The 14,369-nt window shown below is 69.9% G+C and carries 13 protein-coding genes and 1 tRNA gene; 7 read left to right on the top strand and 7 right to left on the bottom strand.

Features of this window, described 5'->3' with window-relative positions; all coding sequences use genetic code 11:
- Window positions 1-14 precede the first annotated feature (14 nt).
- Window positions 15-377 carry a nuclear transport factor 2 family protein gene (locus tag OWR29_RS21230; RefSeq protein ID WP_267564777.1) on the top strand — a complete coding sequence of 121 codons (363 nt, stop codon included), beginning with the start codon at window positions 15-17 and terminating at the stop codon, window positions 375-377.
- On the opposite strand, the gene OWR29_RS21225 is transcribed toward OWR29_RS21230, so the two are convergent.
- Entirely contained in the window at window positions 378-2,078 is a 1,701-nt protein-coding gene (locus OWR29_RS21225; RefSeq protein WP_267564776.1) for a CocE/NonD family hydrolase, read from the bottom strand.
- A gap of 118 nt (window positions 2,079-2,196) precedes the next feature.
- Here OWR29_RS21225 and OWR29_RS21220 point away from each other — a divergent pair, with 118 nt between their 5' ends.
- On the top strand, window positions 2,197-3,849 hold the full coding sequence (locus OWR29_RS21220) for a serine/threonine-protein kinase (RefSeq protein WP_267564775.1): 1,653 nt from the start codon (window positions 2,197-2,199) through the stop codon (window positions 3,847-3,849).
- A gap of 42 nt (window positions 3,850-3,891) precedes the next feature.
- On the opposite strand, the gene OWR29_RS21215 is transcribed toward OWR29_RS21220, so the two are convergent.
- Window positions 3,892-4,863 carry an AraC family transcriptional regulator gene (locus OWR29_RS21215; RefSeq protein WP_267564774.1) on the bottom strand — a complete coding sequence of 324 codons (972 nt, stop codon included), beginning with the start codon at window positions 4,861-4,863 and terminating at the stop codon, window positions 3,892-3,894.
- Window positions 4,864-5,025: 162 nt separating this feature from the next.
- On the opposite strand from OWR29_RS21215, the gene OWR29_RS21210 reads away from it, so the two are divergent.
- Window positions 5,026-5,340 carry a hypothetical protein gene (locus tag OWR29_RS21210; RefSeq protein ID WP_267564772.1) on the top strand — a complete coding sequence of 105 codons (315 nt, stop codon included), beginning with the start codon at window positions 5,026-5,028 and terminating at the stop codon, window positions 5,338-5,340.
- A 77-nt stretch (window positions 5,341-5,417) separates the two neighbouring features.
- Here the strand turns inward: OWR29_RS21210 and OWR29_RS21205 are convergent, their stop codons facing one another.
- The 4 genes from OWR29_RS21205 to OWR29_RS21190 all read right to left on the bottom strand — a co-directional run bounded on the left by OWR29_RS21205 (window position 5,418) and on the right by OWR29_RS21190 (window position 8,316).
- Entirely contained in the window at window positions 5,418-6,665 is a 1,248-nt protein-coding gene (locus OWR29_RS21205) for a restriction endonuclease (RefSeq protein ID WP_267564771.1), read from the bottom strand.
- 49 nt (window positions 6,666-6,714) lie between these two features.
- Window positions 6,715-6,786 (bottom strand) — tRNA-Arg (locus OWR29_RS21200).
- Between the two features lie 61 nt (window positions 6,787-6,847).
- Window positions 6,848-7,510 (bottom strand): DUF305 domain-containing protein, encoded by a 663-nt coding sequence (locus tag OWR29_RS21195; protein WP_267564770.1) that lies wholly within the window; start codon window positions 7,508-7,510, stop codon window positions 6,848-6,850.
- On the bottom strand, window positions 7,507-8,316 hold the full coding sequence (locus OWR29_RS21190) for a thioredoxin-like domain-containing protein (protein WP_267564769.1): 810 nt from the start codon (window positions 8,314-8,316) through the stop codon (window positions 7,507-7,509). The genes OWR29_RS21195 and OWR29_RS21190 overlap by 4 nt, the downstream gene beginning before the upstream one ends.
- Before the next feature lie 85 nt (window positions 8,317-8,401).
- On the opposite strand from OWR29_RS21190, the gene argS reads away from it, so the two are divergent.
- The 4 genes from argS (at window position 8,402) to thrC (ending at window position 13,897) form a co-directional block, all read left to right on the top strand.
- Window positions 8,402-10,066 (top strand): arginine--tRNA ligase, encoded by a 1,665-nt coding sequence (gene argS / locus OWR29_RS21185; protein ID WP_267564767.1) that lies wholly within the window; start codon window positions 8,402-8,404, stop codon window positions 10,064-10,066.
- Between the two features lie 2 nt (window positions 10,067-10,068).
- The gene (gene lysA, locus OWR29_RS21180) at window positions 10,069-11,454 is read left to right on the top strand and encodes a diaminopimelate decarboxylase (RefSeq protein ID WP_267564766.1); all 1,386 of its coding nucleotides are present in this window, start codon (window positions 10,069-10,071) and stop codon (window positions 11,452-11,454) included.
- Complete coding sequence (locus OWR29_RS21175) at window positions 11,451-12,761, top strand: homoserine dehydrogenase (protein WP_267564764.1); 1,311 nt, start codon at window positions 11,451-11,453, stop codon at window positions 12,759-12,761. The genes lysA and OWR29_RS21175 overlap by 4 nt, the downstream gene beginning before the upstream one ends.
- 86 nt (window positions 12,762-12,847) lie before the next feature.
- Window positions 12,848-13,897, top strand: a complete 1,050-nt coding sequence (gene thrC, locus OWR29_RS21170; protein WP_267564763.1) for a threonine synthase — start codon at window positions 12,848-12,850, stop codon at window positions 13,895-13,897.
- Here the strand turns inward: thrC and OWR29_RS21165 are convergent.
- Entirely contained in the window at window positions 13,883-14,320 is a 438-nt protein-coding gene (locus tag OWR29_RS21165) for a MarR family winged helix-turn-helix transcriptional regulator (protein WP_267564761.1), read from the bottom strand. The two genes, thrC and OWR29_RS21165, sit on opposite strands and share 15 nt — an antisense overlap.
- Between the last annotated feature and the right edge of the window lie 49 nt (window positions 14,321-14,369).

Here is a 14,369-nt window from a genome sequence, read left to right as displayed (position 1 = left end):
CCTGGGGAGGCTCGATGACCAGTCTCGACGCGGTGACGGCGTGGGTCGCCAACTACCGCAAGGCGTGGGAGTCCAACGATCCCCGGCACATCGGCGACCTGTTCACCGAGGACGCCGCCTACTTCACCGAGCCGTACGCGAAACCGTGGCTCGGCCGCGAGGCCATCGTCCGGCAATGGTTGAAGATCAAGGACGAACCGGGCAGCACGACCTTCGAGTGGCACCCCGTGCTCGTGACCGAGGACGTCACGATCATCGAAGCGACGGCGACTTATCCGAAGGACACGTACAGCAATTTGTGGGTGCTCCGGCTCGACAATTTGGGCCAGGCCCGCCAATTCACCGAGTGGTGGATGAAACACCCACGCGGTAAATGATCATTCGGTCGCGGCGACCGGCAATGTCACCCGCGATTGTGCGCAGTGGACGGTGTGCTCCTGCGGCCGGAATGTGTGCGCGTCGGCCGGTGCGCCCGGCGTGCCGAGATTGCGGGCGAAGCGCGGGAAAGAGCCGCCCGAGACCTGCAGGCGCAGACGGTGGCCGGCCGCGAGGCGGTGGAAGCACGGGTCGAGCCGGAGCGACAGGCGCTGCACCTGGCCGGCCGGCACGCCGGGGTCGAGCCGCAGCATGGCGTCGGCGAAGTTGCGGGAATGGCCGCGCTGGTCGACGTCGCACAGCCGGACGAAGACGTCAGCGTGCGCCGGCTCGACCGCTACGGCCAGCTCGAGCGCGGGCGAGCCGATCACGTCGACCGCCGTCGGCAGCGGGTCGGTGGTGAAGGTGAGCACGTCGGGGCGGGCTTCCACCGTACGGTTGTCCTTGACCCCCATCGAGCCGGTGAGCGTACGCCCGCCCACCGTCGGCGTCGGGTCGGCCGGGTCGTAGCGGAAGCTCACGGTCTCGCCCGCCGGTGACTCGGCCCCGGGCGGCACAGCGACCGGAACCGGCGACTCACCCGCGGCCGGCGGCGGCGTCGCCGAGAGTGTCAGGGTGCCGTCGCCGTGCAGCTGGAACACGGCCGGGTCCGACGGCGGCGGCCACGCGGCCAGGCCGTGCCAGCGCCTTTCTCCGGTACGGAACACGTGGACCGCCGAGCGCCGGGCCCGCGGCCCCTCGGCCAGGTGCTGGTCGAGCCACGCGAGGCTTTCCCGGGCCACCGTGGCGGCGCCCTGAAGGCCCAGCTGGAAATGGGTCCAGGGGCCGACGGTCAGGGCCACGTCGACGCCGCGGGCGCGCAGGGCCTCGTACTGCTGAAGGGTTTGATCGAGAAAGAGGTCCTGCCAGCCGCCGACCAGCAGCACCGGCGCCTCGACCTTGTCCAGCGCCTCGCCCGCCCGGTACGGCTGCCACCAGGGATCGTCGCCGTCGGGATGCGACAGCCACTCGCGGTACCAGGGCGCGCGGCCCCGCAGCACCGGGTCGGCCGCGTCGGGCAGCGGCACGCCCTGCAGCGCCGGCCGCAGCCGCCGCGACGCCGACACCCCGCTGACACCCCGGCGCAGCAGGCCGCCGTCCTCCTGATGGGCGATCATGTCGCTCCAGCCGAGGAAGTCGCCGACCGTGAACGCGCCCGTCCCGAAGACCGCCTCGCGGAAATCGTGAGGACCGACATAAACCACGGCGGCCCGCAATTCCGGCGGCGGATCCTGCAGCAGCGTCCACTGGGCCCAGCCCAGGTACGACGCGCCCAGGGTGGCCAGCCGGCCGTCGAACCACGGCTGTTCGCGCAGCCAGACCACCGTGTCCTGGCCGTCCGCGGCCTCCTGGGCCATCGGCTCGAAGCGGCCGCCCGACCCGAACGTGCCGCGGACGCTCTGGATGATCACGTGGTAGCCGCGGGCGGCGAACATCCGGCCGTTGAGCGCCGACGAGGGGAAACCGCGACCGTACGGCGTACGGATGAGAACCGTTCCCCGCGGACGCGCGGTGACCGGGGCGAAGTGGTCGCCCAGCAGCACCACCCCGTCGCGCATGGGCGTCCGCACCGCCGCCACCACGTAGTCGTTCGCCGCCGGGCCCTGCCGCAACAAGCGGCCCAGAGTGGCATCCGCGAATCGCTGCCGGATCGAGTTCGCCATGTCGCTCCTTGATCAATTCTTCCGGTGCCGGGAAAACCATAGGCGTAATGCGAAAGCGAGCGCTATTCGAACCTTGTTCGGATGTGCGATTTCGCGGCCGGAAGGGCAGACTGCCACGGTGGAAGTTCGGCAGGCTCTGGGCGGCCGCTACACATTGCTGAGTGAACTCGGCCGCGGTGGCATGGCCGTGGTGTGGCGCGCCCGCGACGAGGTGCTGGGCCGCCCGGTCGCCGTCAAGGTGCTCGCGGGCCGGTACGCCGGTGATCCGCAGTCGCGCGCCCGCATCCGTGACGAGGCCCGCGCGGCGGCCACGTTGTCGCATCCCAACATCGCCCAGGTCTACGACTACGGCGAGGCCGACTCCCTTCCGTACGTGGTGATGGAACTCGTCAACGGGCCGACCCTGCAGCAGCGGGTGTCGTCCGGCCCGCTGCCGCCCCGCACGGTCTTCCGCATCTGTGGCGAGGTGGCCGCGGCGCTGGCCGCCGCGCACGAGGACGGCCTGGCCCATCGCGACATCAAGATGGCCAACATCATGGTCACCCCGGCCGGCGTGAAGGTGGTCGACTTCGGCATCGCGGCCGCCGTCGGCCCCGCCTCGCCCGAGGACAGGCTGGTCGGCACCCCGGCCTACCTGGCCCCCGAACGCCTGACCGGCGACGCGGTCGAGCCCGCCTCCGACGTCTACGCGCTCGGGGTGCTGCTGTATCGGCTGCTGGCCCACGAGTCGCCGTGGAGCGTCGAGAGCACGACGCAGATGCTCGAGGCCCACGTGTACGTCGATCCGGCTCCGCTGCCGCAGCTGCCGGGTGTGCCGGTCGCGGTGGCCGAGCTGATCGACCGCTGCCTGCGCAAGGATCCGGCCGAACGGCCCACCGCGAGCGAGGTGTCGGCCACGCTGGGTGATGCGGTCGAGGCCGCGGCGGCCGATTCCGTACGCGATGACGACGAACCAACCTCGGTCCGGGTGCCGCGGCAGGCGCCCCCGCGTTATGCGGCCCAGCCCACCGTCGTGGCGCGCCCCAACGACCGGCCGGCCGTGGCGGGGGTGCCGGCCCCGAAGGGCAACCTGGGGGAGCCGGCCCGGTTCGAGAACCCGCACAATTCGGCCTGGCCGGCCGGAGCGGCCGATCGGCCCGCGCGCGGCGCCCGGCCGGAGGCTTCATCCGTACGCAAGAAGTATCTGCTGGCCGGCGGGGCTGTCGCGGCTGTGGCGGCCGCTGCGCTGACTGTCTGGCTCGTCGCCGACTCACCTTCGAAGAGCCGGCCGCAGACCGCCGGCGCCCCGGTGCCGGTTGTGCCCACCGCCCCCTCAGTGGCTTCCGTGCGCCCCTCGGCCGGCGCGGTCGCCCCGGGCGGCGGCGTGGCCCCTGCGGCCACCGAGCGGCCCGGCCCGGGCGTGATCGCCGGTAGTGGTCCGGCGCCGACGGTCGCACCGTCGGTCACCCAGCCGGAACTGCCGGGCTCGCCAGCCGTCAGCAGGCCGCCCGCGCCGAGCACGTCCAGTGACCCGTCGTCGTCACCGTCGGCGGTTGCTCCGCCGCCTGAGGGCAAGCGGCTCGAGTCGCCGGGCGGCGCCGCGTACGCGGTCTGCGAACGGGGGAAGGCGACGCTGACCGAGGCGGATCCGGCCGACGGCTTCACGGCCCAGGTGATCGAGGTGGGGCCGGCCATCACGGCCCGGGTGTTGTTCACGGGGGCCAAGGCGAAGTACCGGATGGCGGTGACCTGCGTGGGGAGCACCCCGACGCCGGTTGTGCTGCCGCTTTAGCTTCTTGGTTTGAGGGCGTTTCGGCCGCTTTGTCAGAGCGTTTTATCCACGCAGGGTTTGGCTGGGGGTCTCGCCGTACTCGGCGCGGTACTCGGCGGCGAACCGGCCCAGGTTGGCGAAACCCCAGCGCCGGGCCGAATCCTGCACTGTCACGCCGCTGTGCGGGGCGCCGGCCCGCAGCTCCCGATGCACCCGGTCCAGGCGTACGCGCCGCAGATAGGTCATCGGGGTGACCTCGAGATGCCGGCGGAAGGCGCTCTGCAACGCGCGGATGCCCACGCCCGCCGCGTCGGCGATCTCGGCGACGGTCAGCGGGCTCTCCGGATGATCCTCGATGAACGCGGTCGCCCGGCGCAGCACGGCCGGCGCCACGAAACCGGCGTCGTAGCGCGGTGCGTCGATCATGGACGTATTCGGGAACACCGTGATCAAAGTGGACGCGACCAGGCGTACGAGTTGATCGGTGACCAGCGGCGGCGGCTCGGCGCCGGGCGTGCTCAACTGCCGCCACACGAAATCGGCGGTCTGCACCCAGAGCCGGCGCGCGTCCTCCGAGACCGGCGTCATCCCGGTGAACTCCAGCTTCTCCGACGGCAGGCCGGTCGTCGACTCGGCCAGCTGCCCGGCGATCTCCACCGGCATCCGCAGAATGACGAGCACGGCGTTCTCGTACTCGCCGGTGATCGGAATGTCCGGCGGGAAAAGCATCGCCTGCATGCGCGACAAGGTGACCGACTCGCCCGGCCGTTCCAAGGTGGCGCCGCCCTCGGCCAGGAAACCGGCCAGCAGGAACGGCATCGGCTCGGCCTCCGACCGGTAGCGCACCCCGCCGAACCGGATCAGCGCGCTGTGGGTGTCGCCGTAACGACTTTCGTGCAGACGCAGGTCGACCGCATCCGGGTCGTCGAACGAGACGCGGGCCCGGTGCTGGGCGATGCGGTTAAGAGCCTCGGCGGCGACGTGGCGATCCTGGGTCCGCACGTCGAACCGTTCCGGCTTAGCTGTGAGTGCCATGGCTTCCCTTTCACCGCCGCAGGGGCGGCACGACTACCCAGAATGCCTACGGCGTAACGCTCCGCATGGCAAGTCGGCACGGCGATTGTCGCCTCTGGTGTGACGCTGCGATCCAGGGCACGCTTCGGTTAACGCACGATCGCGGAGGGAAGGGAAAACGACATGGCTAGCGAAAACTTCAACACCGAGGCGGCCGAGGGCCACCGCGACCGCCGCTTTCACGGCGGCACCCCCGCCCACTTGGACGACGACGAACTGGCACGCCGAACCGCCGAGGAACGAGCCGACGCCGGCGTCACCGACTACAACCCGGACGACGTCCCGCCCGCCACCGACGACCCCGTCCCCTTCGACCCGGCCGCCGACAACGACGAGCAGGACATCGAAAGCGTCACAGCCCGCCAAGAATCCGAAGGCGAAACCACCCCCCTCACCCCCGACAACCCCTTCCCACCCACCCGCTACGCCGAGTCCTGAGCCGGCCCGAAGGCGGCGTGCGTGCCTGCTCCATGGGCACTCGGTGACGCACCACCGCGTACGCCGCCTCGGCGGGGTTACTTGTTCGGGAACCACACCATGTCGGTGCCTGTGGTGGGCGTTGGCGACGTCTCCGCCTGTGGAGGAAAAGCAGAGTTGAGCCAGGCGGCAACGGCTTCGGGGGTGATGTAACCCTTGCTGCGCAGAATGTCTACGATGTCGCGCCCGCAGATGATCACGATGGGATGCTGATCCTCCCTGACCTCGCTGTAGGCCTGGCTATGAACCGACGCCGTAGTGACCAGTACACCGAACATGCGATGACGAATTCGAGAGATGAGCCTCGACGTATCTTCGACGCCGACTGACCTGTCAGGCGCGTAGCACTTGGCCTCGAGGACGAAATCGAGCGAGACACGATCGGCGGCTGGTCCGAGCTGATAGATGCCGACAGCGTCGCGACCATAGTCACGACTCGCTCGGGTGACTGTGGTGGCGCCCGTATTCGGTGACAGCATTCGCCACAGTTCGACAGCGCATGCCTCGAAGTCGTGCCAGCGGCCGGCGAAATGCTGGTGGATCGTGCTCAGGATCATCCGTCCGGCAGCGTCATCCGGCATCTGCTCGCTCCGGCTACGGACAACCTTTGTCGCCGGTGCGGTGAGCGTGTCGTACGCGCGTCCCCGGACCCACTCGATCCAAGCCTCGGGGCACTCACTGCCAAGCGGATTGCCGTCCAGAATCTGCTCGATCCAGGCGCGAGTGACGACAGGAGTGTTGAGAACGGTGAACTTAGCTCGATAGTTCTGGAAGCGTCGCCCATCAGTGCTGCGCCAGATGGCTTGCAGGTCGTCGTCGGCGCCGAGCGTGTCGGCGCCAGGTGCGAGCAACCCGCGAAACAGCACGCTCCGCCCGGTCGCCTTCGCCCGTGCGAAGAGCAAGAAGGGCGGCACACGACGTCGCGCGTCCGCATCTGCATGGGCCGCCGCAAATGAATCCCGCAAGATGACGTTGCCAGAGCGCGGGGTCTCGTGCAGGAGGCCACCGGGCGAGCGATTGTCGCCGTAGTAGGTGAAGAGGCCGGTTTTCTCGTCCAGAACGTCGGGCCAGTCGGGATTTTCACCGGACGTGTAGAGAACAACGAGCCGGACGTCTTCGCCCTTCGGCTTCCGGTAGCGGAAACCGCCCTGATTGCCGACCGGCAAGAGTCGATTGAGAGGGTCGTCCGCGACTGTGCCTACCGTGCCGCCAGCGTACTCAGCATCCAGCACCAGATCGGCGCGGGCCAAGTCGGTGAAGGAGTAGAGAGTGCGCGCCCGGGTCACCAAGTGACAGTAAAACTGTGCTGATCTTGGCGCGGGTCATCTTGTCTTGTGCCCCCGGCAGGATTCGAACCTGCGCTTTCGCCTCCGGAGGGCGACGCTCTATCCCCTGAGCTACGGGGGCTCAGTGGTTTCAGAGCCTAGCAGGCCCCCAAGACCGCCCGCCAATCGGTATCGGCGGGCGGTCAGGAGGCTTGGACCTCTTTGAGGAGGGTGTCGATGAGGGCGAGTTCGCTCTGCTGGCCGGAGACCATCGTGGTGGCGAGCCAGTCGACGTTCTCGTTGTCGGAGAGGTCGATCGCCTCTTGGGCCATGTGGATGCCGCCCAGGTGGTGGGCCCTCATGAGGGTCAGGAACTGCACGTCGACCTGTTTGCCGGTGGCTTTGCGCAGACTGTCCATCTGCTCGGGGGTGGCCATGCCGGGCATGAGGCCGTTGACCACGGAGCCGGCCGAGTCGGGCATCCAGGCCATGGGGGCCTCGGTGCCGGTGGGGCTCAGGTCCCAGTCGCGCAGCCAGGCCTGCATGTAGCCGATCTGGCCGTGCTGGGTCAGGGCGATGTCACTGGCGAGGGTGACGATGCGCGGGTTTGTCGAGTTCGCGTGGGCGATCATCGACATTTCCACGGCCTGGGCGTGGTGGGTCGACATGTCGCGCAGGAAGCCGGCTTCGACCGAGTCGGTGCCGGGGTGGGTGAAGCGGGGGATCAGCAGCCCGGCCGCCACGCCCAGGGCCAGGCCGAGGATCAGGGCGGCCACGGCCAGCCAGGACTGCGAGTTGCGGCCCGGGTTTCCCCCGCCGGGAGCGGCGACCGTGGCCGCCGCTCCCGGATCGGTGGAGACGGTCATCCGTTGCCCATGGTGGCGCCGCCGGCCGCCGCCTGCAGCGGGCCGGTGGTGGTGTTGCCGCTGGAGCAGGCGGCGTTGGGCTCCATGGTGGCGACCAGACGCGTGTCCTGGATGAACTGGTCGATGCGGCTGTCGTTGACGTCGTCGACCTTGAGCTGGTAGCCCCAGACCTGGACCGACACGTTCTTGTCGAGGCCCGCGTAGGGCGACATGAGCATGTATTCCTTGCCCTGGACCTTTTCGGCGAGCTTGGCGACCTGGTCGGCCGGCAGGCCCTGCTTGTACGTGATCCAGACGGCGCCGTGCTCGAGGCTGTGCACCGCGTGCTCGTTGGCGATGGGCTGGTCGTAGACGTCGCCCATGCAGTTCTGCCACGTGCTGTTGTGGGTGCCGCCGACGGGCGGGCTGGTCACGTACGTCTGGGTGCCCTGCTTGTGGTCGCGGGCGTCGATCGCCGGGTTCTTCTGCTCGCGGTAGTTGGTCACGCCCGCGATCTCGGAGACCTTGTCTTCCCAGCTGCGGGAGCCCTGGACGGCGGCGAAGACGCCGTAGCCGATGATGCCGACGGCGATCAGCACGACCACACCGGCCACCGCGATGGGGCCCCAGTTGCGGCTGCCGGCGACCTTGACCGGGGCGACCGGCTTGCGGCCCTTGCCGCCGCCCTTGCCCGCGGGACCCTTGCCGGCCGGGCCCTTGCCGCCCGCGGCCTTTTTGGCGGCGGTGGGGGGCTTGCCCTGGCCGGAGGTCTTGTCGACCTTGACGGACTGCGGGACCCGTTCGGGACCCGGCGTGCTCATGCTCATCGTGCCTCGTCGATTCTTTGGAAGAAGGAAGGCGGGGCTCGGGTGGCCGCCGAGCGTCGAAGTCTACCCCCGATAGCATGGTTGGGTGACTCCCGCCAAGCTTGCTTCCACCGTTCTCTCAGCTGCTCGTGCCGTGTTCGAGACCCGCGGTCTCGATGTCTCGGCGCTGCCCGAGGCGACGACGGTCGAGCGGCCCCGCAGCCCCGAGCACGGTGACTACGCTTCCACGCTGGCCTTGCAGCTGGGCAAGAAGGCCGGTGTGGCGCCGCGTGAGCTGGCCGCCGCCCTGGCCGAGGAGCTGGGCGCCCGCCCGGGCATCAAGTCGGTCGAGATCGCCGGCCCGGGCTTCCTGAACATCCGGCTCGACGCGGCCGCGGCCGGCGTCCTGGCGCGGGACATCGTGCTGGCCGGTCCGGATTACGGGCACACCGACACGCTGGCCGGCGAGCGGATCAACCTCGAGTTCGTCTCGGCCAACCCGACCGGTCCGGTGCACATCGGCGGCGTCCGGTGGGCCGCCGTCGGTGACGCGTTGTCCCGGCTGCTGCGGGCGTCGGGCGCCACAGTCGGCACCGAGTACTACTTCAACGACGCCGGCTCCCAGATCGACCGGTTCGCGCGTTCTCTCTACGCGAGCGCGAAGGGCGAGCCCGCGCCCGAGGACGGTTACGGCGGCGCGTACATCGCCGAGATCGCCACCGCCGTGGTGGCCGAGGCGCCCGACGTGCTGAAGATCGGTGAGCCGGCCGCGCTCGAGACGTTCCGGCGGGTCGGCGTCGAGCTGATGTTCGCCGAGATCAAGCAGTCGCTGACCGAGTTCGGCGTCGAGTTCGACACGTACTTCAATGAGAAGGACCTGCACGACCGGGGCGAGTTGCAGGAAGCGCTCGACCGGCTGCGCGAGCAGGGCCACATCTTCGAGGCCGACGGCGCCACCTGGCTGCGCACGACCGAGTTCGGCGACGACAAAGACCGGGTGCTGCGCAAGTCGGACGGCGACTGGACCTATTTCGCCGCCGACTGCGCCTACTACCTGGACAAGCGCAAGCGTGGCTTCGACCGGGTCGTGATCATGCTGGGCGCCGACCACCACGGCTACATCGGCCGCATGAAAGCCATGGCGGCCTGCTTCGGCGACGACCCGGCGCGCAATCTCGAGATCCTGATCGGGCAGCTGGTCAATCTCGTCCGGGACAAGCAGCCCGTACGCATGAGCAAGCGCGCCGGAACGGTGATCACCCTGGAGGACTTCGTCGACGCGATCGGGGTCGACGCCACCCGGTACGCCCTGGCCCGGTACTCGTCCGACTCGACGATCGACATCGACATCGAGGAATGGACGCGCGCCACCAAAGAGAACAAGGTCTACTACGTGCAGTACGTGGCCGCGCGTACGGCGAGTGTCGCCCGCAACGCCGCCGAGGTCGGCCTGACCCGCGGCGAGCCGGACGCCTTCCACCCCGAGCTGCTGAGCCACGAGAAAGAGAACGACCTGCTCAAGGCCCTGGGTGAGTTCCCGGCCGTGGTGACCCGGTCGGCCGAGCTGCGCGAGCCGCACCACGTGGCCCGCTACCTGGAAGACCTGGCCTCGGCGTACCACAAGTTCTACGACAACTGCCGGGTGCTGCCGCAGGGCGACGAGCCGATCACGGATCTGCAGCGCGCGCGGCTCTGGCTGAACGACGCCACCCGTACGGTGATCGCCAACGGGTTGGGCCTGCTCGGCGTCTCGGCGCCCGAAAGGATGTAGGGATGCGAGCTCATGAGGCCGGGGCGCTGCACGGCGACCTCGGACAACGCGGGCCGGCCTGGCTGCGGACGCCGGTCGACGTCAACGCCCTCGTGCCGCAGCTCTGGCCCCGCACCGTGAGCCGCGCCGAGGCCGGCCACCTCGAGATCGGCGGCGTGAGCGTGGCCGAGCTGGCCGCCGAGCACGGCACCCCGGCCTACCTGCTGGACGAGGACGACCTGCGGTCCCGCTGCCGTGACTTCGCCTCCGCGTTCGCCGGGGCCGACGTCTATTACGCGGGCAAGTCGTTCCTGTGCAAGGCGGTCGTCCGGGTCGTCGACGAGGAGGGGCTGTTCCTCGACGTCTGCTCGGGAGGCGAGCTGGCCGTGGCCCTGGCCGCCGGCTTCCCGGCCGAGCGGATCGGCTTCCATGGCAACAACAAGTCGGTCTCGGAGCTGACCCGGGCCCTCGACGCCGGGGTGGGCCGCATCGTGGTCGACTCGTTCGACGAGATCGAGCGCCTGACCGCGCTGGCCGCCGAGAAGCAACAGCGCCCGCAGGTGCTCGTCCGGGTGACCGTGGGTGTCGAAGCACACACCCACGAGTTCATCGCGACCGCCCACGAGGACCAGAAGTTCGGGTTCTCGCTGGCCGGCGGCTCGGCGTTCCAGGCCGCCACCAAGATCCTGGACGAGGACGTGCTCGACCTGCGCGGCCTGCACTCGCACATCGGCTCGCAGATCTTCGACACCAGCGGGTTCGAGGTGGCGGCGCGCCGCGTGCTCGAGCTGCAGGCGCAGATCCGCGACGCCCGCGGGGTCGAACTGCCCGAGCTCGACCTGGGCGGCGGCTTCGGCATCGCGTACACCACCCAGGACGACCCGTCGTCGGCCGGCGACCTGGCCAAGCGGATCAACAAGATCGTCGAGTCGGAGTGCGAGCTGGCCTCGCTGCGCAAGCCCAAGCTCTCGATCGAGCCGGGCCGGGCCATCGTCGGGCCCTCGGTGTTCACGCTGTACGAGGTGGGGACGGTCAAGGACGTCGACGGCATCCGGACGTACGTGAGCGTCGACGGGGGTATGAGCGACAACATTCGTACGGCGCTCTACGACGCTTCCTACTCGGCCACGGTGGCCGGCCGGTCGAGTGACGCCGAGCCGATCCTGGCCCGCGTGGTGGGAAAGCATTGTGAATCCGGGGACATCGTCGTGAAGGATGAATTCCTGCCCGCCGACGTGCAGCCCGGAGATCTTCTTGCCGTGCCCGGCACCGGCGCCTACTGCCGGAGCATGGCCAGCAACTACAACCACGTCCCTCGGCCGCCCGTGGTGGCGGTGCGCGACGGCGCCTCGCGCGTGATCGTGCGGCGGGAGACCGAGGACGACCTGCTCGCATTGGATGTTGGATGAGCGTGAGTAAACCCGTCCGCCTGGCCCTGCTCGGCTGCGGAACGGTCGGTTCGGAAGTGGTGCGCCTGCTGCACGACCAGGCCGACGACCTGACGGCCCGGATCGGCGCGCCGCTCGAGCTGGCCGGCATCGCGGTCCGCCGTCTGGGCCGCGAGCGCGGCGACCTGCCGGTCGACCCGAGCCTGTTCACCACCGACGCGCTCGGCCTGGTCAAGCGGGACGATGTCGACGTGGTGATCGAGGTGGTGGGCGGCATCGAGCCGGCCCGCGGCTGGCTGGTCGAGGCGCTGCGCGCGGGCAAGAGCGTGGTCACCGCGAACAAGGCGCTGCTGGCCGAGGACGGCGCGGCCCTGCACGACGCGGCGGCCGAGGGCAACGCCGACCTCTACTACGAGGCCTCGGTGGCCGGCGCCATCCCGCTGCTGCGCCCGCTGCGCGAGTCGCTGCACGGCGATCGGGTCACCCGGGTCACCGGCATCGTGAACGGCACCACCAACTTCATCCTGTCGTCGATGGACGCCACGGGGGCCGGCTTCAGCGAGGCGCTCGACGAGGCGACCGAACTGGGGTACGCCGAGGCCGATCCCACCGCCGACGTCGAGGGCTTCGACGCCGCGGCCAAGGCGGCCATCCTCGCCTCGCTCGCGTTCCACAGCCGGGTCACCGCGGCCGACGTGTTCCGCGAGGGCATGACCGGGGTGACCGCGGGCGACATGGCCAGCGCGAAAGAGATGGGCTGCACGATCAAGCTGCTGTGCATCGCCGAGCGGGGCCCCGACGAGACCGGGCAGGAATCGGTCAGCGTACGCGTGCACCCGGCGATGATTCCCCGGAGCCATCCGCTGGCCAGCGTGGGCGACGCCTTCAACGCCGTCTTCGTCGAGGCCGACGCGGCCGGGCAGCTCATGTTCTACGGCCGGGGCGCGGGCGGCATGCCGACCGCCAGCGCGGTGCTGGGCGACATCGTCGCGGCCGCCCGCAACCGGCTCTCGGGCACCCGCGCGCCGAGCGAGAGCAACTACGCCCACCTGCCGATCCGCCCGATCGGCGCGGCCATGACGCGCTACCACATCAGCCTCGACGTGGCCGAGCGCCCGGGCGTGCTGGCCGCCGTGGCCGGGGTGTTCGCCCAGCACGAGGTGTCGATCGCGACGGTCCGGCAGTCGGGCCGGGCCGAGGACGCCAAGCTGGTCATCGTCACCCACGGCGCGCCGGACGCGAATCTGGCCGCCACCGTCGAAGACTTGTCGGGGCTGGACATCGTCCGCTCGATCGCCAGCGTGCTGCGGGTCGAGGGCGGCGCCTGAAGTCTCAATTGGTGGACAACGGGTCTCAAGATTCGGCTGACTGCGGCACGCTGGGCCGAGTCGCGTCAACGTAGAGGAGCGCTGCCATGTATCGGGGACTCATCGAGGCGTATCGGGACCGTCTTCCGGTCACCGACCAGACCCCGGTGGTCACGCTGCACGAGGGCAACACGCCGCTCGTGCCGGCCCCGGCGCTCTCCTCCCGCACGGGGGCCGACGTCTACCTCAAGGTCGAGGGGGCCAACCCGACCGGCTCGTTCAAGGACCGCGGCATGACCATGGCCGTGTCCAAGGCGGTCGAGGAGGGCGCGAAGGCGATCATCTGCGCGTCCACCGGCAACACCAGCGCCTCGGCCGCGGCGTACGCGGCCCGGGCCGGCATCACCTGCGCGGTGCTCGTGCCGCAGGGCAAGATCGCGCTCGGCAAGCTGGCCCAGGCGCTCGTCCACGGGGCCAAGCTGTTGCAGGTCAACGGCAACTTCGACGACTGCCTGGCGCTCGCCTCGAAGCTCTCGCAAGACTTCCCGGTGTCGCTGGTCAACTCGGTCAACATCTTCCGCCTGCACGGCCAGAAGACGGCCGCCTTCGAGATCGTCGAGGCGCTGGGCGACGCGCCCGACATCCACTGCCTGCCGGTCGGCAACGCCGGCAACATCTCGGCGTACTGGATGGGTTACCAGGAGGACAAAGAGGCGGGCAACAGCAGCCGCCTGCCGCGCATGTTCGGCTTCCAGGCCTCGGGCGCGGCGCCGATCGTCACCGGCCAGGTCGTCGAGGAGCCGTCGACGATCGCCACCGCCATCCGCATCGGCAACCCGGCCAGCTGGACCAAGGCGCTCGACGCGCGTGACTCGTCGGGCGGCCTGATCAACGCCGTCACCGACCGCGAGATCCTTTCGGCCTACCGGCTGCTCGCCCGCGAGGTGGGCGTCTTCGTCGAGCTCGGCAGCGCGGCCAGCGTGGCCGGTCTGTTGCAGCAGGCGGCCGAGGGCAAGATCCCGGCCGGTTCGACGGTGGTCTGCACGGTCACCGGGCACGGCCTCAAGGACCCGGAGTGGGCGATCTCGACCGCCCCGTCGCCGACCACCATCCAGAACGACGTCCTGATCGCCGCGCGCGAGCTAGGCCTCGCCTGACGCCTTCAGGATGAGCGCCGTCGCCTGAGCGACGATTTCAAGCTCCTCGGCTGAGAGACGGCTGAGGAGCGTACGCATCTTCTCCTCCCCGGCATTGAAGATGCTCGCGATGAGTTGCTTGCCCGCGCGAGTCAGCGCGATCCGGCGTACCCGCCGGTCGTGCGGATCCTCCGCGCGGGCGACCAGGTCCTGCACCACGAGCCGGTCGATCATGCCGGTCAGCGCGGCCGCGCCGATGCCGACCATGCCGGCCAGCTCGCTGCCCGACACCGAGCCGTGGCGGGCGAGCAGCATGAGGATTCTGAGCTGGGACAGGGTCAGATGTGACGAGAACAGCGGATCGGCCCGGTCCTCAGCGATCACATCCTGCAGCTTCCGCTGCGCGCCCATGATGTCCGCGATTAGCTGTTCCTTGTCGGCCAACGCCGCGGGCCTCTCCTTCGTTGCGCGCTGATGGCCACTCCGAGTCCAT

It is taken from the genome of Paractinoplanes pyxinae, from assembly GCF_026626335.1.
In the GTDB taxonomy this organism is placed as follows: domain Bacteria; phylum Actinomycetota; class Actinomycetes; order Mycobacteriales; family Micromonosporaceae; genus Actinoplanes; species Actinoplanes pyxinae.
The sequence above is the reverse complement of the archived record's forward strand: the minus strand, read 5'-3'. Positions and strand labels throughout refer to the sequence as shown.

Coding starts and splice junctions, on each gene's coding strand:
- OWR29_RS21230 (WP_267564777.1), top strand. CDS start 15: ATGACCAGTCTCGACGCGGTGACGGCGTGGGTCGCCAACTACCGCAAG.
- OWR29_RS21225 (WP_267564776.1), bottom strand. CDS start 2,078: ATGGCGAACTCGATCCGGCAGCGATTCGCGGATGCCACTCTGGGCCGC.
- OWR29_RS21215 (WP_267564774.1), bottom strand. CDS start 4,863: ATGGCACTCACAGCTAAGCCGGAACGGTTCGACGTGCGGACCCAGGAT.
- OWR29_RS21210 (WP_267564772.1), top strand. CDS start 5,026: ATGGCTAGCGAAAACTTCAACACCGAGGCGGCCGAGGGCCACCGCGAC.
- OWR29_RS21195 (WP_267564770.1), bottom strand. CDS start 7,510: ATGACCGTCTCCACCGATCCGGGAGCGGCGGCCACGGTCGCCGCTCCC.
- OWR29_RS21190 (WP_267564769.1), bottom strand. CDS start 8,316: ATGAGCATGAGCACGCCGGGTCCCGAACGGGTCCCGCAGTCCGTCAAG.
- lysA (WP_267564766.1), top strand. CDS start 10,069: ATGCGAGCTCATGAGGCCGGGGCGCTGCACGGCGACCTCGGACAACGC.
- OWR29_RS21175 (WP_267564764.1), top strand. CDS start 11,451: ATGAGCGTGAGTAAACCCGTCCGCCTGGCCCTGCTCGGCTGCGGAACG.
- thrC (WP_267564763.1), top strand. CDS start 12,848: ATGTATCGGGGACTCATCGAGGCGTATCGGGACCGTCTTCCGGTCACC.